Origin of the sequence: Mesorhizobium sp. M0296 (genome assembly GCF_040321675.1) — a bacterium.
Classification (GTDB): Bacteria; Pseudomonadota; Alphaproteobacteria; order Rhizobiales; family Rhizobiaceae; genus Mesorhizobium.
This window is the reverse complement of the sequence record NZ_JAMYRZ010000006.1, coordinates 1-19,272: the sequence shown is the minus strand read 5'-3', so window position 1 is coordinate 19,272 and position 19,272 is coordinate 1. Positions and strand designations below refer to the sequence as shown.

Annotated in this window: 23 protein-coding genes; 13 read left to right on the top strand and 10 right to left on the bottom strand. The window is 62.9% G+C overall.

All coding sequences use genetic code 11. From position 1 onward, the window contains the following. Nucleotide 1: 1 nt before the first annotated feature. A complete protein-coding gene (locus NKI97_RS08155) occupies nt 2-553 on the bottom strand; it encodes a MaoC family dehydratase (protein ID WP_352455282.1) in 552 nt (183 codons plus the stop codon). Between the two features lie 189 nt (nt 554-742). Here NKI97_RS08155 and NKI97_RS08150 point away from each other — a divergent pair, with 189 nt between their 5' ends. Continuing rightward, complete coding sequence (locus NKI97_RS08150) at nt 743-1,840, top strand: lactonase family protein (RefSeq protein WP_352750169.1); 1,098 nt, start codon at nt 743-745, stop codon at nt 1,838-1,840. A gap of 7 nt (nt 1,841-1,847) precedes the next feature. Here the strand turns inward: NKI97_RS08150 and NKI97_RS08145 are convergent, their stop codons facing one another. Further along, complete coding sequence (locus tag NKI97_RS08145) at nt 1,848-2,561, bottom strand: GntR family transcriptional regulator (RefSeq protein WP_023676076.1); 714 nt, start codon at nt 2,559-2,561, stop codon at nt 1,848-1,850. Nucleotides 2,562-2,819: 258 nt separating this feature from the next. Here NKI97_RS08145 and NKI97_RS08140 point away from each other — a divergent pair, with 258 nt between their 5' ends. From NKI97_RS08140 to NKI97_RS08115, 6 genes are all read left to right on the top strand, one after another. Further along, nucleotides 2,820-3,908 carry an ABC transporter ATP-binding protein gene (locus NKI97_RS08140; RefSeq protein ID WP_352451580.1) on the top strand — a complete coding sequence of 363 codons (1,089 nt, stop codon included), beginning with the start codon at nt 2,820-2,822 and terminating at the stop codon, nt 3,906-3,908. A gap of 36 nt (nt 3,909-3,944) precedes the next feature. Further along, nucleotides 3,945-5,234 (top strand): ABC transporter substrate-binding protein, encoded by a 1,290-nt coding sequence (locus tag NKI97_RS08135; RefSeq protein ID WP_352451581.1) that lies wholly within the window; start codon nt 3,945-3,947, stop codon nt 5,232-5,234. Between the two features lie 240 nt (nt 5,235-5,474). After that, on the top strand, nt 5,475-6,383 hold the full coding sequence (locus NKI97_RS08130; protein WP_352688642.1) for an ABC transporter permease: 909 nt from the start codon (nt 5,475-5,477) through the stop codon (nt 6,381-6,383). Between the two features lie 4 nt (nt 6,384-6,387). After that, a complete protein-coding gene (locus NKI97_RS08125) occupies nt 6,388-7,206 on the top strand; it encodes an ABC transporter permease (RefSeq protein ID WP_352451583.1) in 819 nt (272 codons plus the stop codon). A gap of 2 nt (nt 7,207-7,208) precedes the next feature. Next, nucleotides 7,209-7,949 (top strand): aspartate/glutamate racemase family protein, encoded by a 741-nt coding sequence (locus tag NKI97_RS08120; protein ID WP_352688645.1) that lies wholly within the window; start codon nt 7,209-7,211, stop codon nt 7,947-7,949. A gap of 5 nt (nt 7,950-7,954) precedes the next feature. Beyond that, the gene (locus NKI97_RS08115) at nt 7,955-8,791 is read left to right on the top strand and encodes a GNAT family N-acetyltransferase (protein ID WP_352451585.1); all 837 of its coding nucleotides are present in this window, start codon (nt 7,955-7,957) and stop codon (nt 8,789-8,791) included. Nucleotides 8,792-8,842: 51 nt separating this feature from the next. Here NKI97_RS08115 and NKI97_RS08110 read toward each other — a convergent pair whose 3' ends face one another. From NKI97_RS08110 to NKI97_RS08085, 6 genes are all read right to left on the bottom strand, one after another. Further along, entirely contained in the window at nt 8,843-8,989 is a 147-nt protein-coding gene (locus tag NKI97_RS08110; RefSeq protein WP_352452379.1) for a hypothetical protein, read from the bottom strand. Nucleotides 8,990-9,065: 76 nt separating this feature from the next. Further along, nucleotides 9,066-10,358, bottom strand: a complete 1,293-nt coding sequence (locus NKI97_RS08105) for an NAD(P)/FAD-dependent oxidoreductase (RefSeq protein ID WP_352743899.1) — start codon at nt 10,356-10,358, stop codon at nt 9,066-9,068. After that, the gene (locus NKI97_RS08100; protein WP_023676067.1) at nt 10,355-11,332 is read right to left on the bottom strand and encodes a branched-chain amino acid ABC transporter permease; all 978 of its coding nucleotides are present in this window, start codon (nt 11,330-11,332) and stop codon (nt 10,355-10,357) included. Before NKI97_RS08100 ends, NKI97_RS08105 begins: the two co-directional genes overlap by 4 nt. Then, nucleotides 11,329-12,237, bottom strand: coding sequence for a branched-chain amino acid ABC transporter permease (locus tag NKI97_RS08095; RefSeq protein WP_023676066.1), 909 nt, complete (start codon nt 12,235-12,237; stop codon nt 11,329-11,331). Before NKI97_RS08095 ends, NKI97_RS08100 begins: the two co-directional genes overlap by 4 nt. Continuing rightward, complete coding sequence (locus tag NKI97_RS08090; RefSeq protein ID WP_352452381.1) at nt 12,234-12,983, bottom strand: ABC transporter ATP-binding protein; 750 nt, start codon at nt 12,981-12,983, stop codon at nt 12,234-12,236. Before NKI97_RS08090 ends, NKI97_RS08095 begins: the two co-directional genes overlap by 4 nt. Beyond that, nucleotides 12,980-13,777, bottom strand: coding sequence for an ABC transporter ATP-binding protein (locus NKI97_RS08085; protein ID WP_352452382.1), 798 nt, complete (start codon nt 13,775-13,777; stop codon nt 12,980-12,982). Before NKI97_RS08085 ends, NKI97_RS08090 begins: the two co-directional genes overlap by 4 nt. A gap of 125 nt (nt 13,778-13,902) precedes the next feature. On the opposite strand from NKI97_RS08085, the gene NKI97_RS08080 reads away from it, so the two are divergent. The 6 genes from NKI97_RS08080 to NKI97_RS08055 are packed head-to-tail and all read left to right on the top strand — an operon-like array spanning nt 13,903 to nt 18,282. Next, a complete protein-coding gene (locus tag NKI97_RS08080) occupies nt 13,903-14,640 on the top strand; it encodes a GntR family transcriptional regulator (protein WP_352833473.1) in 738 nt (245 codons plus the stop codon). Continuing rightward, nucleotides 14,637-15,125 carry a DUF3830 family protein gene (locus NKI97_RS08075; protein ID WP_031211593.1) on the top strand — a complete coding sequence of 163 codons (489 nt, stop codon included), beginning with the start codon at nt 14,637-14,639 and terminating at the stop codon, nt 15,123-15,125. Before NKI97_RS08080 ends, NKI97_RS08075 begins: the two co-directional genes overlap by 4 nt. Continuing rightward, on the top strand, nt 15,126-15,485 hold the full coding sequence (locus NKI97_RS08070; RefSeq protein WP_352452385.1) for a TIGR04076 family protein: 360 nt from the start codon (nt 15,126-15,128) through the stop codon (nt 15,483-15,485). Next, nucleotides 15,482-16,537 (top strand): aldo/keto reductase, encoded by a 1,056-nt coding sequence (locus tag NKI97_RS08065; RefSeq protein ID WP_352452386.1) that lies wholly within the window; start codon nt 15,482-15,484, stop codon nt 16,535-16,537. Before NKI97_RS08070 ends, NKI97_RS08065 begins: the two co-directional genes overlap by 4 nt. Nucleotides 16,538-16,545: 8 nt before the next feature. After that, a complete protein-coding gene (locus NKI97_RS08060) occupies nt 16,546-16,974 on the top strand; it encodes a DUF4440 domain-containing protein (protein WP_352452387.1) in 429 nt (142 codons plus the stop codon). Nucleotides 16,975-17,022: 48 nt separating this feature from the next. Further along, the gene (locus NKI97_RS08055) at nt 17,023-18,282 is read left to right on the top strand and encodes an ABC transporter substrate-binding protein (protein ID WP_352452388.1); all 1,260 of its coding nucleotides are present in this window, start codon (nt 17,023-17,025) and stop codon (nt 18,280-18,282) included. Nucleotides 18,283-18,357: 75 nt separating this feature from the next. Here NKI97_RS08055 and NKI97_RS08050 read toward each other — a convergent pair whose 3' ends face one another. Both NKI97_RS08050 and NKI97_RS08045 read right to left on the bottom strand, forming a co-directional pair. Further along, a complete protein-coding gene (locus NKI97_RS08050; protein ID WP_352833470.1) occupies nt 18,358-18,651 on the bottom strand; it encodes a hypothetical protein in 294 nt (97 codons plus the stop codon). Between the two features lie 66 nt (nt 18,652-18,717). Next, on the bottom strand, nt 18,718-19,272 hold a 555-nt coding region (locus tag NKI97_RS08045), incomplete at its 5' end, for a transposase (protein WP_352833467.1).

Sequence of the window (19,272 nt, the reverse complement as noted above, 5' to 3'; positions counted from 1 at the left end):
CCTATTTCTCCGTCTTGCCGGCGAAATCGGCCGGATTGCGGTACTTCACCGTCTGCAGGTGCTCGCAATAAAGCACGAGCTCGCCTTCACCCTTGAAGACTTCATAGCTGGCGCGGATCAGCCCCATTTCCTTGTATTTTGGCTTCTTGTCGAGGTTGGAGCGGATCGAATAGATCGTGTCGCCTATGAACACCGGCTTGATGAAGCGCAATTTGTCGTAGCCATACGAAAAGGCGTTAATGCAATTGGTGGCGACGAGACCGAGCCCGGCAGAGAACACGAAGGCCCCTGCCACCAGCCGCTTGCCGAAAATGCCTTGCGTTTCGGCGAACATCTGGTCCTGCACGTATGGATGGATGTCGAGCACCAGCGTGTTGAAGAGATGGCTGTCGCCCTCGGCAATGGTCCGGCGCAGCGAGCGGATCTTCTGGCCGACCGGCCAGTCTTCGTAGAACCAGTTCTCCGCGTTCCAGACGGGAAGGTCGGCGTGATCCCTAGGCATGTTGGCGGGGTGTGTCGATGCCACGCCCACGGTTGGCGCGAAACCGCTCATGACGACTTCCTCTGGGAGCGGGAATCGTCCATCAGGGCGCGCCGCAGACCAGCGAAATGCATGATCGATCCTCCCGTCAATCTTCTTTTGTGAATAGTATTTTCACATATGGGGTTGTGTTGCAAGCGTGAACAGGCGAAATTTTGCCGCTCCGTCGGAGCCAATGCCGGCGGAACAAGGGAGGAAGTGATGCAGAATGCCTGTCTGGTTTTCGTCGGCAGCCTCAATCGCGACGCCCCGTATTTTCAGGGCGCGCGCGGCATCGGGCTGGGTGTCTACAGTTTCGACGAAGGGACGCTGCAGACGAAGAAACTGGCCGAGACGGGAGACATCGACAATCCCACCTTCCTGTCGGTGACGCCGGCCGGCTCCCACGTCTATGCCAACTCAGAAGTGTTCACCTGGCGCGAAGGGGTGGTCTCGGCCTACCGTTTCGACAGGCAGACCGCCACGCTGTCCTACATCAACAAGCAGCCGACGCTGGGCAGCATCACGGCGCACAACACCATCACGCGCGACCGGACCAAGCTGCTGGTCGCCAATTACGGCATGGGCGAGGGCGGCCCCGATCGCTCGGTCGTGGTCTATGGGTTGGGTGAGAATGGCGGCCTGACAGCGCCGTTGTCGAGCGTTGCCCATAGCGGGACCGGACCAGATCCTGCCCGCCAGGAGCGGCCGCATGCCCATAGCGTAACCGAGACGGTTGCCGGCGGCATGGCGATCGTCGCTGACCTCGGCATCGACCGGCTGGTGTCCTATCGCATCGGCTCAGACGGCAGCCTGACGAAGCTCGCCGAGTCGGCGCTTGCGCCAGGCGCGGGTCCGCGCCATCTCGCACTGCATCCGGGCGGTCGCTTCGTGTTCGTCATGAACGAGCTGGATTCGACGGTTGTCTCGCTGGCGCTGGACGAAGCATCAGGCAAGCTTACGGTGATCGACAGCAAGCCGGCCGTGCCGCCCGAGGCGCGCGACGGCAATCACTGCGCCGACATCCAGATCTCGCCTGACGGCCGCTTTCTCTACGGCTCCAACCGCGGTCATGACAGCATCGTGGTGTTTTCGATCGACCAGCAAACCGGCAGGATTGCCCTTGTCGACTATACGCCTTGCGGCGGTGCCACGCCGCGCAATCTGGCACTGACGCCCTCGGGCGGCCATCTGTTCTCGGCCAACCAGAATGCCGACCGCATCTCGATTTTCGCCCGTGATGCCGCAACCGGCCGGCTGACCGACACCGGCCGATCCATCGAAATTGGCACGCCGATGTGCGTGAGGATCGTGCGTTGACGCGATCTCAGAACTCGAGCGCCTGCCTGAGTGCCGGGCCGCTCCTGACGCGCAAATCGAGGTCGGCCTCGATATGGTCGATGTGGTGCAGCATCAGCGCGCTGGCGCGTTCGGCATTGCCATTTTCCAGCGCCTCGAGGATCTGCGTGTGTTCGTTGTGGCCGCAGCTCGAGATGCCCGAGCGGCCATAGAGTGCGATCACCAGCGATGAACGAGCGACCAATTCCTCCATGAAGCGCTGCAGGATGACGTTTCCCGCGACCGACGCCAGAAGCAGGTGAAAATCCCCCGACGCCTTGATCTCCGATCGCCTTGCGTTCGGTCCGCGTTCGGCGATGAAACGGCCTTCTTCGTCGAGCTGGGCCTTGAACGCGGCGACATGCGCCGGCGTCATCCGTCCGGCGGCGGCAATCGCGATGCCTGGTTCGATGAGCCGGCGCGAAGCAAAAACCTGCCGCGCTTCCTCCGGCGACGGGTTGGCGACGAAGGCGCCGCGATTGCGCTCGGTGCGCACCAATCCCTCGAAGGAAAGCATCTGCAGTGCCGCACGCGCCACGGTGCGGCTGACATCGAACAGCGTGCCGACTTCGCCTTCGGAAAGCTTTGTTCCCGGCGCCAGCCGGCGATCGACGATCGCGTCGCGCAACTGGTCGCGGATCGCCTGCGCGCGATCCTCGTTGGCGGCCTCGATAGCAGGGAAGGTCTGGTCGGCAATGTTCATGGCAGTGGTCCTGCGTTCTTCTACCCTGAATCGCATCGCTTGGACGAGAGACAAAGTGAATACAGAGATGAAAAAGATTGCATACGATCTTTGCGAAGATCGGCGGCAATCGCCTATAATTTGTGCATTGCACAAGGGCGACGTATCGGCAGCTATATAGAGGCGGCCCTGATTTCTTCGAGGATTCAGTCGGTTGGTGCGGCGGCGCGCAACTGGCACGCATGATGCTTTGGCTAATCCGACCAAAGGGGAAGCTGGATGTCCAAAGCCGCCGAAATCGACATTGTGTCCGTTTCGAAAGTCTATGGCGCGACGACTGCCGTCGAAGGCATCAGCCTGAAAATCCCTGCGGGAACCTATTGCTGCCTGCTCGGTCCGTCGGGCTGTGGCAAGACCTCGACGTTGCGCATGATCGCCGGGCACGAGAGCATATCGAGTGGCGACGTGCGTCTCGGCAACACAGTGGTCACCGACCTGCCGCCGGCCAGGCGCGGCACTGCCATGATGTTCCAGTCCTACGCACTGTTTCCGCATCTCGACCTGATCGACAATGTCGCCTTCAGCCTGAAGATGAAAGGCGTCGGCAAGGAGGAGCGCCGCGCCAAGGCACTCGACATGCTGAAGCTGATGCAGATGGAGGCCTATGCCAGCCGCCGCCCGGCGCAGCTTTCCGGCGGGCAGCAGCAGCGCGTTGCTCTTGCGCGCGCATTGATCACCGACCCCGAGGCGCTGTTGCTCGACGAACCGCTTTCGGCGCTCGATCCTTTCCTGAAGATCCGCATGCGAGCCGAACTGAAGAAGCTGCAGACGTCGCTCGGCATCACTTTCGTCCACGTCACCCACAGCCAGGAAGAGGCGATGGCGCTGGCCGACCTGATCGTGGTGATGAACGACGGCCGTATCGAGCAGGCGGCGCACCCTCGCACGGTGTTCGAGCGGCCGGCCACGGCCTTCGTCGCTCGTTTCATGGGCGACCACAATGTCATCTCCGGCCGTGTCACCGGTAGTCGCGACGGCATGGTCGTTTTCGATGTGCCCGGCGGCGTCACGCTCGCCGCCAGCGGGCAGGGCAGGGAGACTGGGGAGCCCATCGACATCGCCATTCGCACCGACCACGTGCGCATCGGCGAGCCGCCGGCAGCCGGGCTCGGCTTCACCGGCATCGTTTCAAACGTCGAGTACCGCGGTTCGACCGTGAAGCTCTCGGTCAATGGCGCCGGCATCGAGGATTTCACGGTAATCGTCGACGACACCAGCTTCTTCGCCAGGCCGGTTGCCGTCGGCGACGCAGTGCCGATCGCCTGGGACGCCGAGGACGCGATCGTCCTTGGCCGTCTCGATTCCTGAAATCCAGCATAACCAACCAAAACAGGGGAACTGAACATGACCAACACCACCGACAAGAAGACTGGAATATCGCGACGTTCGCTGCTCAAGACAGGTGCCGCCGCCGTCGGTTTCGCCGCCGGTTCCGGCGCCATATCAGGCTTTCCGACCATCTGGGCGCAATCGAACATCACGCTGCGCCAGTTCGGCACCGGCGTATCCAACCTCAATGCCATCGCCGACAAGTGCAAGGCCGACCTCGGCATCACGCTGGAGATGACAGCAACCGATTCCGACGCCGCCGCGCAGCGCGCCGTGACGCAGCCCGACAGCTACGACATCGCCGACATCGAATACTGGATCTGCAAGAAGGTGTTCCCGACAGGCGTCCTGCAGCCGATGGATGTCACCAAGCTGAAATATTACGACGAGCTGGTGCCGCTGTTCAAAACCGGCAAGCTGACGCCGGACAGCGTCATTGCCCAGGGCACCGCGCCGCATACCGTCGGTTACGTCGAGGCGCAGGACAGCAAGGTCTTCGCCAAGGCGCCGACCAACTGGTTCACCATGGTGCCGACGATCTACAATGCCGATACGCTTGGCATCCGCCCCGACCTCGTCGGCCGCGATATCACCACCTGGGCCGACATCATGGATCCGGCCTTCAAGGGCAAGACCGCCATCCTCAACATCCCGTCAATCGGCATCATGGATGCGGCGATGATCATGGAGGCAACGGGCAACATCAAATACGCCGACAAGGGCAACATGACCAAGGAGGAGATCGACAAGACGATCGACTTCCTGATCAAGGCCAAGCAAGCCGGCCAGTTCCGCGCCTTCTGGAAATCCTTCGACGAGAGCGTCAACCTGATGGCTTCAGGCGAAGTCGTAATCCAGTCGATGTGGTCGCCGGCCGTGGCCGCGGTCCGCTCCAAGGGCATCGCGTGCCGGTTCCAGCCGCTCAAGGAAGGCTACCGGTCCTGGGGTGGCGGGCTTGGCCTGGCAGCCCATCTCTCCGGCGCCGAACTCGATGCCGCCTATGAATACATCAACTGGTACACGTCCGGCTGGGTTGGCGGCTATCTCAACCGCCAGGGCTATTACTCGGCCAACATGGTGTCGGCCAAGAAGTTCATGTCCGAGGACGAGTGGGGCTACTGGATCGAAGGCAAGCCGGCAAAGGGCGATATCCTGTCGCCGGACGGCAAGGTCATGGAAAAGGCTGGCGCCGTGCGTGACGGCGGCTCGTTCGAAGAGCGCATGGGCAAGGTCGCCTGCTGGAACTCGGTCATGGACGAGGACCGCTACATGGTGAAGCGCTGGAACGAGTTCATCGCTGCTTGATGCAAGGCAGGCGATAACTGAGATGTTGCATTCCTTCGCGCCCCCCTCTGTCCTGCCGGACATCTCCCCCACAAGGGGGGAGATCGGCTGTGGCTCTCTTCAGCGCTCTTCGTCATACGGCGATCATTGGCGTGGGTCGGCATGCAAGCCAATCTCCCCCCTTGTGGGGGAGATGTCCGGCAGGACAGAGGGGGGCGCGAAGGATCACAGCCCGGCAAAATACCACCGAGGCTGTTCCAGATGACAGTGGCACTCGATCAGCCCGCAACCATTGCCACAAAGCCTGCCAGACGTAGGCGCTCCTTTGCCGCCATCGCACCCTATCTCCAGGCAACACCACTTGCCCTGATCCTCGGCGCGTTCCTCCTGCTGCCGATCCTGATGATCGCCGTGGTCTCATTCTGGGATTACGATTTCGCGGCGATGTATCCGGATTTCCTGACCACCAATTATTCCGACACGCTCGGCTCCTGGGTCACCTGGAAAACCTACCTGAATACGCTGAAATACGCCGCCATCGTCTGGGCGCTGACGCTGTTCATCGGTTTCTGGGTCGCCTATTTCCTTGCCTTCCATATCAGGACCACGGCCATGCAGATGGTGCTGTTCCTTGTCTGCACGGTGCCGTTCCTGACCTCCAACATCATCCGCATGATCTCGTGGATTCCGGTGCTTGGCCGCAATGGCCTGGTCAACTCGACGCTGGTGCAAATGGGGCTGATCCCGAAGCCGATCGAATGGCTGCTCTATTCCGAATTCGCCGTGGTGCTGGCCATGGTGCATCTCTATACGCTGTTCATGGTGACGCCGATCTTCAACACGCTGATGCGCATCGACAAGTCGTTGATAGAAGCCGCGCGCGACGCCGGCGCTTCCGGCTGGCAGGTTCTGTGGAACGTCGTCATTCCGCTCGCCAAGCCCGGCATGGCGATCGGCACCATTTTCGTCGTCACCCTGGTGATGGCCGATTTCTCGACGGTGCAGGTGATGTCCGGCGGGCAGAGCGCCTCCGTCGCGCTGATGATGAAGAACCAGATGTCGCTGCTGCAATATCCGGCAGCCGCCGCCAACGCCGTCGTGCTCTTGGTGCTGGTGCTGCTGATGGTCGCGGGCATCCTGCGCATCGTCGACATCCGCAAGGAGCTGTGAGGCGATGAGCCAGGACAAGCGCACCCTCGAATTCTATGTGTTGGCGGCGTTCTTCGGTCTTTTCGTGTTGTTCCTCTACGGCCCGCTTTCGGCGATCCTGATCCTCTCTTTCCAGGGCGAGAACGGCGGTCTGACATTTCCGCTGAACGGCGTGTCGCTGCACTGGTTCGCCAATTTGTTCGAGCGCCAGGCGGTCGGCGACTTCGGCGGCAGCTTCAAACGCTCGCTCGTCCTTGGCCTGATGGTGATGGTCGTCACTGTCGCCGTGTCGCTGCTCGCCGGCCTGGCCTTCCGGCAGAAATTTCGCGGCGCAACCGCACTGTTCTATCTGGCCGTCGCCAGCCTGGTCGTGCCGTCGATCATCATCAGTCTCGGCATCGGCGTCGTCTTCCAGCAGATCGGCTTCCGCCCCGCCTGGTACACCTCCGCTTTCGGCGCCCATCTGACCTGGACCTTGCCTTTCGGCGTGCTGATTATGTTTGCTGTCTTCAACCGGTTCTCGCCAGCCTATGAGGAAGCCGCGCGCGATCTCGGAGCATCGTCGTGGCAGACCTTCGCACATGTCGTGCTGCCGATGATCGCGCCCAGCCTGATCGGCGTCGGCCTGTTCGGCTTCACTCTGTCATATGACGAGTTCGCCCGCACGCTGATGACCTCGGGCACGTTCAACACCTTGCCGCTCGAAATCTACGGCATGACGACCAATGTCACGACGCCGGTGCTCTATGCGCTGGGCACCGTGACGACCGTGTTTTCCTTCCTAGTGATCCTGCTGACGCTCGGCGCAATCGTCTATGTCGGCCGCCGCCGCGAGCGTGCCTGACAGTGCAGATCCTCGTCGTCAATCCAAACACCACCGCCAGCATGACCGACACTATCGCGGCGGCAGCCCGATCGGTCGCTGCCCAATCGACGAAGATCGTTGCCGTCACCTCGTCGATGGGACCTGTATCGATCGAAGGCTATTACGATGAAGCACTTGCCGTGCCCGGCCTGCTGGTCGAGATCGCCGCCGGCGAACGCTCGGGCGCGCAAGCCGCGATCATTGCCTGTTTCGACGACACCGGCCTCGATGCCGCGCGCGCCATGGCCAACATTCCGGTCATCGGCATTTGCGAGGCATCGCTCAGCACGGCCTCGTTCATCGCCCAGCGCTTCACCGTCGTCACCACCACCGGACGTTCGCGCGTGCCGGTCGAAGGGTTGGTGCAGCGCTATGGCATGGCAGGGCGCGCGCGTGTGCGCGCCGCCGACATCCCGGTTCTTGCCCTCGAAGATCCGGCGTCCGACGCACTGCTCAGGCTGCGCAACGAGATTGCGCGCGCCATCGACGAGGATCGCGCCGAGGCGATCGTGCTCGGCTGCGCCGGCATGGCCGATCTGGCGGCGGCGCTGCAGCGGGAATTCGGGCTTCCGGTCATCGACGGCGTGGGCGCTGCCGTGAAACAGGCCGAGGCATTGATCGCCCTTGGCCTGACGACATCCAAGCGCGGCGCCTATGCAAGCCCGTTGGCAAAGTCTTATCATGGCGCGTTGAAATCCTTCGCGCCTGGCGCCGCCGAGTGATCGCAATGCCCCGAACGATCCGAACGCTCGCACGTGAGGAAGTGCAAACCCTAGTCGATTGGGCGGCGGCGGAAGGCTGGAATCCCGGCCTTAACGATGCCGCGCTGTTTCAGGCAGCCGACCCGCAGGGCTTCATCGGCGCCTTTATCGATGGCGAGATGGCGGCCGGCATTTCGGCCGTTGCCTATGGCGACGGTTTCGGCTTCATCGGCCTCTACATCTGCCGGCCGGACAAGCGTGGCCAAGGCCATGGCAAGGTCGTTTGGGATGCCGGCACGGCGCGGCTCGGCAAGCGCACGATCGGCCTCGACGGTGTCGTCGAACAGCAGGCCAACTACCGCAGCATGGGTTTTGCACCGGCCTACCGGACGATCCGGTTCATGGGGTCACCGAATGTCCCGGCAGCAGTCGGCAACGACATTCGCGCCATAGGGCCGGAACTCGTGCCGGACATACTGGACTATGATCGCCGCTTCTTTCCCGGCCCGAGGCGATCCTTCCTGGAACACTGGCTGCGCCCGCCGCATATGGCGCTTGCGATCCTCAAGCACGGCGCCATTGCGGGATACGGCGTCGCGCGCCAATGCCGGGACGGCTGCAAGATCGGCCCGCTCTTTGCCGACAGCCTGGACGCGGCAAGCCATCTCTTCGCCGCGCTCGCGCACATGTCCGGTCCCGGAAACGTCCATCTCGACGTTCCCGAAACCAGCCGGCAATTTGCAGACTTGCTGTCGTCCGCAGGCCTTCAACCGGGCTTCGAGACGGCTCGGATGTACAAGGGAAAGGCGCCGCAGCTCAAGCAGTCCGGAGTTTTTGCGATAACGACGTTGGAGTTGGGGTGAGGCGGTACAAGCCGACTTCCAGTGCAAAGCCGGGCAACAGGACTACGCGGTCTATTTTTCCTGAACTGAAATGCCGGAATCGTCGATGCGAAGTTCCACGCCTTTCGGCCTAGTCTCCTCGCGATAAACGTAAATCCCCAACGCAATAACGGCGACGGCCAAAGCGCCGATGATGAGATAAAGATAGTTCTGCTTCATCCGCTGTCGTTAACAATATGATGTGGGCGAGTCTAGCAGTTCGGGTATCAGGACGGCGGCCGGAGACGCACGTCGATCAGCCATCCAGCCGGTCGCGCAGCATGCTCCAGGGGAGCACCATGTTTGGTGCATGCCGCATCAGGCTATGGAACGGGATCGGCGACGGCGGCGCAAACGGCAGCGGCAAATCCTGAGGCTTTGTTCCATCAGCCCAATCCGCAAGCACCTTGCCCATCGCAGTGGTCATGGCGATGCCGCGTCCGTTGCACGCCAAGCCGGCGATCAGCCCGGGGCCGAGATCGACGAGGTGCGGCAGGAAGTCGGGCTCGACGGCAGCCATCCCCGACCAGCTGTATTCAAGCGGCGGGATGTCCGGGAGATCGAGATGCCCGGCAAGCCGCCGCCAGATCGCCCGCGGCACCCGCGTGTCGGCACCGGGGCCAAAAACATGCATGCCGCCGGTGATCAGCCTGTTTTCGCCATCGAAGCGGAAGGTGAAGAGATTGCGTCTTGTGTCGCCGACGCCTTGCCCGCCAGGAAGCAGGCGAGTGCGTATTTCACGCGGCAGCGGCGCCGTCGCGATCTGGAAGATTTTCAGCGGGATGTAGGTTCGCTCAAGCGTGCGGTTCAGCGACCCGCCATAGGCATTGGTGGCGACCAGCACTTTTTCGGCACGCACCGAACCGGAGGCCGTCTTCAAAGCCCAACCATCGCCTATGTGATCGATCGACGCGACACGCGAATGCTCGAAGATGCGCGCTCCGGCCTTTTCCGCCGCGTCGGCCAATCCGCGCGCATATTCGACCGGATTGAGGACGCCACCCGATCTGTCGATCCAGCCGCCGAGATAACCGCGAACGCCGGTCAGCCCTTCGACCGCCTGTCTATCCAGCGCAACAGCCGGCCTTCCGCGTGGTGCCCATTGTTCGGCGCGCGATCTGGTCTTTTGCAAAGCGGCCGGTGAATGGGCTGGTTGTATCCAGCCGCTCTGGACGGCATCGCATTCGATGGCATGCCGCCTGATCAGGTCGAAGACGAGGTCGGCGCTGCCGGCGGCGAAATCGACAAGGCGTTCGCCGCGTTCGGGCCCGAGCTGGGCAATGATATCGTCGGGGTCTCTTTTCGCGAAATTCGGCACGACGAAGCCGGCATTCCTGCCGGTTGCCCCCCAGGCGATGATTTCCGCCTCGAGGACGGCAACCGAGATGCCTTTCTCGACACTGTGCAGCGCGGTGGAAAGGCCTGAAAACCCGCCGCCGACAATTGCCAGATCGACATCGAGTGCGCCTTCGAGGGTGGGCCGGTCGCGGCGACCGCGGCTGACGGCATGCCAAAGGGAAACGCCGTGCGGCCGGGTCACAGCGTTCATGAGCCGCTCTCGCTGGGGGCCACGCGTGCACGCTTGCCGAACCTTGGACGCCGCGGCCTGTCGCCAAACAGGCCGTTCGGCCTGACCAGAAGGATGACGCACAGCATCACGCCGATGGCGACGATCTGCAGCGAAGCGGCGCGGGCCTGCTGTTCCGGCGAGAACAACATACTGGTCAAGGCTCCCGATCCGGCCCATATCGCCCAGACCAGGATGCTGCCGATGACGGCGCCGATGTTGCTGCCCGAGCCACCGACGATCAGCATCACCCAGACCTGGAAAGTCAGCGCCGGCAAATAATTGTCCGGGGCGATGAAGCCGGTGAAATGCGCCTGCAGCGCACCGGCAAGCGCCATGATGGCGCCACCGACGGCAAAGGCCTGGACGCGGTAGAACCGTGCGCTTTTGCCTAGGGATATCGCGGCCCGCTCATCCTCGCGAAGCGCCTTCAACACGCGCCCCCACGGGCTGCGCGACAGATGCTCCAGCGCGAGATAGACGATCAGCGTCACTACCGAGACGATCGCAAGGTTCGAAAGGTTGAACAGCAACGGCGTTTCGGCAAGACCGCCGAACGGACGCGGAATGAAGCCGATGCCGAACGGCCCGCCGGTCAGCTTCTGGGCATTGAGCGCTACCAGTTGCACGACGACGGCGACGCCGAAAGTAGTGATCGCCAGATAGTCCGATCTCAGACGTAGCGTGGCAATGCCGGTGATGGCGGCGGCGACGCCGCCCAACAGCATGGCGCCAAGCCAGCCGATAAGGATCGGCAGGTCGAAGCCGCCCAGGCGCGCGGCATCGTCGGGCGTGGTCAGCAGCGCCGAGGTGTAGGCGCCGATGGCAACGAAGCCGGCGACCCCGACATTGAAAAGCCCGGTCAGCCCCCATTGCAGATTGAGCCCGAGCGTGATGAGCGAAAAGATCAGCGCGGTGGTCAGGAAGAAGGCGCCGTAGCCGAGCAGATCCATCAGCGTTCCCTAACTCCGAAAAGGCCGATGGGCCGCACGAACAGCACCGCCATCAGGATGATGAACGAGACGGCTGCCCGCCATTCGGCGCCGATCAATTGCACGGCAGCCGCTTCGGCCATGCCGATGATCAGGCCGCCGAGAACGGCGCCGGGCACGCTGCCGATGCCGCCGAGGATGGCGGCCGCGAACATCGGCAGCAGCATCTCGAAACCCATGAACGGGCGGATCTGGATGAGAATGCCGATCATGACGCCGGCGACGCAGGCCAGCGCGCCGCCGATGATCCAGGTGACGCGCACCACCCTGGCGACGTCGATGCCGACGATGCGGGCAAGTGCCGCGTTCTGGCTCAATGCCTGCATCGAGCGGCCGGTCTGGGTCCGCGTCATCAGGAGATGCACGCCGAGCACCAGCACGGCGGTCAGCAGCAGCAGCGCGATCTGGTCCGGGGTGATGCGGATGCCGAAACCTATCGGCATGGCGATCTGGATCGCCCGGCTGAAATAGGTCGGACGCGAGGTGAAGATGAATTCGAGCAGGCTTCTCAGCGCCATCGAGGCGCCGAAGCTGGCCATCACCACGATGATCGCCTGGCCCTTGGCCCGCAGCCGCGCGAACAGCACCATGTCGAGCGCCAGCGCCAGCAGGCCGGTGGCCGCCATGCCGATGATGAGCGCGACGATCAGCGGCCAACCGAAGGAGAGGGGCGCGATCGGCGCGATCTTGCCGAAAATCGCGCCAATGGCGCCAACCACGGCGAGCGTCGCATAGGCGCCCCAGGCCATGAAGTCGCCATGGGCGAAGTTCGAGAAGCGCAGGATCGAATAGGTGAGTGTCACGCCGATGGCGCCGAGGCCGATCATCGACCCTGCCAGCAGTCCGTCGACGACGAATTGCAGGTTCATGCCGCGCTTCCTTGCCCAAGATCGAGGCGGCGCTGGCCAAGATAGAGTTCAGCCACGACCGGGTCGTTCCAGAGCTCGGAGGCGACGCCCTGGTGCCGCTCCTTGCCCTCGACCAGCACATAGGCGCGGTCTCCAATGGCAAGCGCTGCCTTGGCGTTCTGTTCGACCAGCAGAATGGTAACGCCGGACTTTCGGATGCCGGCCAGCATCTCGAACACCATCGCCACGAATTTCGGCGACAGGCCGGCCGACGGCTCGTCGAGCACCAGCACCTTGGGATGGACGATCAACGCCCGGGCGACGGCCAGCATCTGCCGCTGTCCACCCGACAGATTGCCCGCGGCCGTTCTGCGCTGACGGGCGAGATCGGGAAAGGCCGCATACATTTCCTCGATGCGGGCTGGGACCTCGCGCGGCCTCAGGATGCCGCAGGCGACCCTGAGATTGTCCTCGACCGACATCAGCGGGAAGATGTTCTCTGTCTGTGGCACGAAGGCAAGGCCAAGGCGGACCATGATGTGAGCGGGCGACGCCGTGATATCCTTGCCGTCCAGCAGCACCGTGCCGCCGGTGATCGGGACAAGGCCGGCGATGGCCTTGATAAGGCTCGACTTGCCGGCGCCGTTGGGACCGAGAACGACGACGATCTCGCCCTGGTCGACGGTGATCGAAGCGCCGCGCACGATCGGAACGCCAGGCTCGTAGCCGGCTTCGAGATCGCGGACATCGAGTACCTTTTGGCTCATGCCGTGCCTCCGAGGTAGGCCTCGATGACGCGCGGGTCGCGCGCCACCTCCTCCGGAGTGCCTTCGCACAGAAGCTGGCCGCTCGCCATGACCAGGACGCGGTGGCAAAGCCGCGTCACCATGTCGATATTGTGCTCGATCAGCAGGAAGGTGATGCCGCGCGCATTGATGTCGCGGATGCGATCGATAATGATCTCGAGCAGGGTTGCGTTGACCCCGGCCGCCGGCTCGTCGAGCAGGATGATCGCCGGGTCGGCCATCATCACGCGGGCCAACTCGAGCAGCTTGCGCTGGCCGCCTGAAAGCACGCGCGCAGGTTCGTGCGCGAGGTGAGCGATCGTGACGAGCTCGAGCAGTTCGACGGCTCTTGTCTCGGCAGCCCTTTCTTCGGCAGCGACCCGCCGGGGCGTCAGGAAATTGGCGAGCAGTTTTTCTCCAGTCTGTCCTTGCGCGGCCAGCATGACGTTTTCGATCAGCGTCAGGTTAGGCAAGGGCCGGGGGATCTGGAACGTGCGGCCAAGGCCGCGGCCGATGCGGCGATGGGCTGCTTCCCCCGACACCGATACGCCATTGAGGAGGATTTCGCCGCTGGTCGGCAGAATGCTGCCGGCGAGCAGGTCGAACATCGTGGTCTTGCCGGCGCCGTTCGGGCCGATGAGGCCGAGTATTTCACCCGGCCGGACGTCAAACGAGACATTGTTGACCGCGAGCAGGCCGCCGAAGCGCTTGACGACGTTCCTGGCCGTCAGAACCGGCGTGCGGATCTCCTCCTGCCGTCCCGTCGTGTCGCCCATGAATCCCTCAGGCCGAAAGCGATCTTCACCGCCTATGATTTGATTTGTGATCACACTTGCTTTGATCACGCTATTCGGCTTTAATTTCTTCCGCAAGACGAAAACGGCCAATACCGGGATTGCCCATGCAGAAGGCCGCCATCGAAAAGAACAATGAGGTGATCGCAGCCCAGCTTACGCCGGTCGGCCGCGAGACCGTGCAGGATCGCGTCTATTCGGAGCTGCGCCGCGCCTTGATCGGCGGCCTTTTCGAGCCGAGCCAGGTTCTGACCATCCGCGGCCTCGCCGACGCGCTGGTCACCAGCACCATGCCGGTGCGCGAGGCGCTCGGACGGCTGATCACCGAGAAGGCACTGGAGGCGCTTCCCAACCGTTCGGTGCGCGTGCCGCCGATCACGCTGGAGCGCATCGACGACCTCTTGCGCGCCCGCTCTCTGATCGAGGGCGAAGCGATCGCGCTGGCCGCCCCGCGCATGAACCCGCGCCAGATTGCTTCGGTCGAGGCCATGCTCGGCGAATGGGACGAGATGCGGGCGCTGAAGCATAAGAAGGATATCGACCGCGAGGCCACGCTCAACCAGAGCTTCCACTTCGAGATCTACCGTTGCTGCGGTTCCGCCGTGCTGATCCCGATGATCGAGAGCCTGTGGTTGCAATCCGGGCCTTGCATCCGCGTTGCCATTTACGCCTTCTCCGACGCCGGCGAGGTCGATACGGCCCACTACCACCGCAGCATCGTCGCAGCGCTTTCCAGGCAGGATGCGCAAGCGGCGCGCGAGGCGCTGGTGGCCGACATCAGCCGGCCCTTCGCCTTTCTGCGCGACAAGCTCCAATCCACAAGCAAGGAAGGATTGAGGGCATGACGGTGCCTGGCATCAACATCACCGAGCCACACTCGATGCTTTCCGTGACCGCGCTGCTGTTGCCTGAAAAGGCGCCCGACAACGCTGCCTTCCTGCTGGCGTATCTCGAGCAGCCGCGCGTCGTTGCCGGCATCCATGCGATGTGGACGGGGCCGGAAATCTCCTGCCCGGTTCCATCAGCCGAACTTGAGGGCCAAACCTATGCCAGGCCCTTGCCGGCGGAAAACGCAACGCTGACGCCGCAGCCGGGCGACATCGTGTTGTCCTACGTGCCGCCGCGCATGTGGGGCGGCAACCCGAATGCCATCTTTGACGTCGGCCTGTTCTACGGAGCGGGTGCACGCCTGCTGTTCCCGATCGGCTGGCTTGCCGGAAGCGTCGTCGCGCAGGTGGTGCCTGAGGATCGCGATAAATTCGCAGCCGCTTGTGGCGTGATCCGCCGCAACGGTGCCTGCGACATCACCTTCACCCGGGTGGAGATCTGAATGGCTGAGACCGACGACACTTTCGAACTCTTCGACCTTCGCGTCGAGGCGGTTGTCCCCGAGGGCAAGCCGATCTATTGCGGCGCCAAGCCCGGCGACTATTTCGAATTGAAGGGCGAGATGCTGTCGATGCCGGCGGGGCAAGGTTTCTCGATCTATTCCATTGCGGCAGTGTTGCCGCTTCTGGCCGCAAAGCAGCGCCCGACCCACAGGAACGACTGGATGACGTCGGACGCCGAGATCGCTTGTCCGGATCCCAATTGTGCCAGCCGGCTCCGGATCGTCAGGACCGGCAAGCGGCGGTTCAGCCATGCCGAAACGACGGCGGTGCCGCTGCCGAAGGAGAATGACCGGAGATGACCGCCAAGGCTTTCGAGCTCAGCCCCGGCTATACGATCTCGCGCGTTATCCGCGGCGGCTGGCAGCTTGCCGGTGGGCACGGCGCGATCGACCGCCAACAGGCGGTAACTGACCTGATCGCCACCTTCGACGCCGGCATCAGGACCTATGATTGCGCCGATATCTATACCGGTGTCGAAGAGCTGATCGGCGCGGCGCGCCTGCGCCTTGCCAATGAGCGTGGCCTCGACGCTGCCACCAAAATGAAGGTGCACACCAAGCTGGTGCCTGACCTGGAAAGGCTTTCCAATATCAGCCGCGACTACATCAGAGGCATCGTCGAGCAGTCGCTGCGGCGGCTGAAGACCGAGCGGCTCGATCTCGTGCAGTTCCACTGGTGGGACTATGCGCTGCCCGGCTACGTCGAAGCGATGGGCTGGCTCAACGAAATCCGCAGGGAAGGCAAGGTGCGCAACATCGGCACCACGAACTTCGACACGCCGCGGTTGGCCGAGATCCTGGCCGCCGGTGTGCCGCTGGTCAGCCAGCAATTGCAATACTCGGTGCTCGACCAGCGGCCAGCCAACAGCCTTGCAGCGCTCGCCAGCCGGCACGGCGTCAGTTTCCTCTGCTATGGTTCGGTGGCAGGCGGCTTCCTCAGCGAAAAATGGCTTGGCGCTGCCGAGCCGCAGACGCCGCTCGAAAACCGATCGCTGGTCAAATACAAGCTGATCATTGACGACTTTGGTGGCTGGGAGCTTTTCCAGGAGTTGCTTCGCACACTGAAGGCCGTCGCCGACCGCCACGGCGTCGATATCGCCACCATCGCCAGCGCCTGGGTGCTGGAGCAGCCGCAAGTGGCGGCCGTCATCGTCGGCGCCCGCAACCAGGCGCACGCCCTTGCCAATGCCAGAATCATGGACGTCGCGCTCGATGCCGACGACCGGGCGAGGATCGCTGCCGTGATCGCGCAAAGCCGTGGACCGCTGGGCGACGTCTACACATTGGAACGCGACCGTCACGGCCGCCACGGCTCGATCATGCATTACAATTTGAATGCAGGCAGGAAATGAACGCGGCCATGGACGAAAAGCCCTCCTTGCTTTCCCGCGCCAGCGCCGAGGTGGTCGATCTCCACCGCTTCTTCGTCGACTGGTTCAATGCGGCGAGTGCGGACAATGCAGATTTCAGGCGCTTCGAACGCGTCATTGGCGAAGGCTTCTGCATGGTTGTGCCGGATGGCCAGGTCCTCGATCGTGACGCGGTGCTCGACCATGTCAGGGCAAGCCGCGCCACTTGTGACGGCGATTTCACCATCTCGATCGAGGAAATCCGGGCCGGCTGGCAACAAGGCGACACGATCGTCGTCAGCTACATCGAAGCGCAGCAGCGCGCCGGCAAACATAGCCGCCGCCGCTCGAGTGCCGTTTTCACCACAAGTTCATCGGCGCCCAACGGCGTCGAATGGCGACATCTGCATGAAACCTGGCTGCAGATGCCGGAAGGCTGAACAGGCTCAAGACATCAATGAGAGTCGTGCAACGAAAGGGGAACAACAATGAAAAAGACCATACTTCAGATCACCACCGCGCTCGCACTGCTGACAGCGGCCGGCGCAGCGCGAGCCGCCGATTGCAAGATCACCGTCGGCCTCGTCATGGAACTGACAGGCCCGGCCGGCGAGTACGGCCAGGCCGGCGCCAAATCGGTCGAGATGGCCTTCCGCGACATCAACGATGCGGGCGGCGTCCGCGGCTGCGATCTCGCGACCGACACGCGCGACAGCCAAAGCCAGGGCAACATTGCGGTCGACGCCGCGACGCAGCTCGTGCAGGTCAAGAAGGTGCCGGTGATCATCGGCGGCATTATCTCCTCGGTGTCGATCCCGATCCTGACCTCGGTCACCGCTCCGGCCAAGATAGTCCAGGTGTCGCCTGCTTCCTCGTCGCCGACGCTGACGGCGCTCGGGCGCGACGGCAAGACCAACGGCATCTTCTTCCGCACCATCACATCTGATGCGCTGCAGGGCGTCGCTGCCGCCAAATATGCCATCGACAAAGGCTTCAAGAAGCTGTCGGTCATCCACGTCAACAACGATTTCGGCGTCAACATGGTGGCGGAATTTTCGCGCGCCTATAAGGCACTCGGCGGCACCATCGTCTCCGACACGCCCTACAATGAAAAGCAGTCGAGCTATGCCTCGGAAGTGACGGTGGCGATGGCCGGCGAGCCCGACGGGCTTTATCTCGTCAGCACGCCTGTCGACGGCGCAACCATCGCCCGCACCTGGATTTCGCAGGGCGGTGTCCAGAAATTCCTGCTCAATGACGGCATGAACAGCCCGGACTTCATCGAATCCGTTGGCGCGGATTACCTGAAGGATGCGTACGGCACTTCCTCCGGCACCAGCCCGACCGCATCGACCGAGTATTTCACCAAGAACTACAAGGAATTTTCGGGCATCGAACCGTCGAACCCGGCGGCCGACCGGTCGTATGATGCCGGCGCCATCGTCGGCCTGGCCATCGCCATTGCGGGCTCCGAGGATCCGGCCAAGATCAAGGAGGCGATGTACAAGGCGGTCGACCCGGCCGGCACGCCGATCTATGCCGGCAAGGACGAGTTCGCCAAGGCGCTCGGCCTGATCAAGGATGGCAAGCCGATCCGCTACGAAGGCGTCATCGGCCCGGTCGCCTTTGACAAATACGGCGACATCACCGGCCCGTTCCGCCTCTGGAAGATCGTCGACGGCAAGGTGACGACCGACGGCGAAATGACGACGGATGACGTCAACGCCCTGCAGGCGAAGCTTCAGTAAGCCGCCTATGTCTTGTCCGGCATCGATCCCATTCCATTGAGCTTGATGCCGGACACTTGCATGTCCTGTTGCTGGTCAGGCCGGCCTGGAAACGACCACCGCACCTGCCGCCGGCATGATCCAAAGGCAGGCATAGTAGTCGGCGATGCGATTTATGGTCCCGCCGGCGGCTTCGATCCGAACCGGATGGGCCGGCTTCCAACCGTTTTCGCCATGGTGGAGCACGAGCAGCACCGCCTGGCCATCGATCTCGGCAATCGCCATTTTCCAGGCCGTCGAGGCTCTTTCATATTCGACGAAGTAAGGTGATTCCGACAGCCTGCCCTTGAAGCAATCCGCGACCCGCAATTGTGCGTCGGCGCTGGTCAACGCCCGAACCCCATCCCAGTCGCGGCGGTTGAACAGTTCGACATAGCGCCAGAGTATCCGTGTTGGTCAAGGGAGAGATGGTGTCCAGGTCCGATTGTCCCTGAGTAGTGCGTTTGCGAGGATGATGAGCTTTCGCATGATGGCTGTGATGGCGAGTTTTGAGGCTTTGCCGTCGGCCGTGAGCTGGTGGTATTTTGCCTTTAGATCGGGATTGAAGCGCATGGCGACGAGGGCGGGCATGTAGAGTGCCTGTCGGACATTGGCTCGCCCGCCGCGGATGAAGGCGCGGCCGATCCAGTTGCCGGACTGTCGTGCGACGGGAGCGAGGCCTGCGAGGGAAGCAGCCTGACCCTGACCGAGCGTGCCGAGTTCGGGCATTTCGATGAGAAGCGCGAAGGCGGTGATTGCCGAGACGCCCGGGATCGAGACGAGGATAGCGAAGCGACGGGAGAGATCGGGATCGGACTGGATGAGCGCCGTGATCTCCTTTTCGACAGCAGCCATTTGACGTTCGATCTGCCTGAGCTGCTGGGCATTGTGGCGCTTGAGGATGGGAAGGGTTAGCGCCTTGGCCCTGTTCCTCGCCGCCGTCCGGTTCTTCACCAGCGCCTCGCGCGCCAT

What these genes read in the sequence shown, in the direction of transcription:
- NKI97_RS08155 (WP_352455282.1), bottom strand. Translation starts at nt 553, where the DNA reads ATGAGCGGTTTCGCGCCAACCGTGGGCGTGGCATCGACACACCCCGCC.
- NKI97_RS08150 (WP_352750169.1), top strand. Translation starts at nt 743, where the DNA reads ATGCAGAATGCCTGTCTGGTTTTCGTCGGCAGCCTCAATCGCGACGCC.
- NKI97_RS08145 (WP_023676076.1), bottom strand. Translation starts at nt 2,561, where the DNA reads ATGAACATTGCCGACCAGACCTTCCCTGCTATCGAGGCCGCCAACGAG.
- NKI97_RS08140 (WP_352451580.1), top strand. Translation starts at nt 2,820, where the DNA reads ATGTCCAAAGCCGCCGAAATCGACATTGTGTCCGTTTCGAAAGTCTAT.
- NKI97_RS08135 (WP_352451581.1), top strand. Translation starts at nt 3,945, where the DNA reads ATGACCAACACCACCGACAAGAAGACTGGAATATCGCGACGTTCGCTG.
- NKI97_RS08130 (WP_352688642.1), top strand. Translation starts at nt 5,475, where the DNA reads ATGACAGTGGCACTCGATCAGCCCGCAACCATTGCCACAAAGCCTGCC.
- NKI97_RS08125 (WP_352451583.1), top strand. Translation starts at nt 6,388, where the DNA reads ATGAGCCAGGACAAGCGCACCCTCGAATTCTATGTGTTGGCGGCGTTC.
- NKI97_RS08115 (WP_352451585.1), top strand. Translation starts at nt 7,955, where the DNA reads ATGCCCCGAACGATCCGAACGCTCGCACGTGAGGAAGTGCAAACCCTA.
- NKI97_RS08110 (WP_352452379.1), bottom strand. Translation starts at nt 8,989, where the DNA reads ATGAAGCAGAACTATCTTTATCTCATCATCGGCGCTTTGGCCGTCGCC.
- NKI97_RS08105 (WP_352743899.1), bottom strand. Translation starts at nt 10,358, where the DNA reads ATGAACGCTGTGACCCGGCCGCACGGCGTTTCCCTTTGGCATGCCGTC.
- NKI97_RS08095 (WP_023676066.1), bottom strand. Translation starts at nt 12,237, where the DNA reads ATGAACCTGCAATTCGTCGTCGACGGACTGCTGGCAGGGTCGATGATC.
- NKI97_RS08090 (WP_352452381.1), bottom strand. Translation starts at nt 12,983, where the DNA reads ATGAGCCAAAAGGTACTCGATGTCCGCGATCTCGAAGCCGGCTACGAG.
- NKI97_RS08085 (WP_352452382.1), bottom strand. Translation starts at nt 13,777, where the DNA reads ATGGGCGACACGACGGGACGGCAGGAGGAGATCCGCACGCCGGTTCTG.
- NKI97_RS08080 (WP_352833473.1), top strand. Translation starts at nt 13,903, where the DNA reads ATGCAGAAGGCCGCCATCGAAAAGAACAATGAGGTGATCGCAGCCCAG.
- NKI97_RS08075 (WP_031211593.1), top strand. Translation starts at nt 14,637, where the DNA reads ATGACGGTGCCTGGCATCAACATCACCGAGCCACACTCGATGCTTTCC.
- NKI97_RS08070 (WP_352452385.1), top strand. Translation starts at nt 15,126, where the DNA reads ATGGCTGAGACCGACGACACTTTCGAACTCTTCGACCTTCGCGTCGAG.
- NKI97_RS08065 (WP_352452386.1), top strand. Translation starts at nt 15,482, where the DNA reads ATGACCGCCAAGGCTTTCGAGCTCAGCCCCGGCTATACGATCTCGCGC.
- NKI97_RS08060 (WP_352452387.1), top strand. Translation starts at nt 16,546, where the DNA reads ATGGACGAAAAGCCCTCCTTGCTTTCCCGCGCCAGCGCCGAGGTGGTC.
- NKI97_RS08055 (WP_352452388.1), top strand. Translation starts at nt 17,023, where the DNA reads ATGAAAAAGACCATACTTCAGATCACCACCGCGCTCGCACTGCTGACA.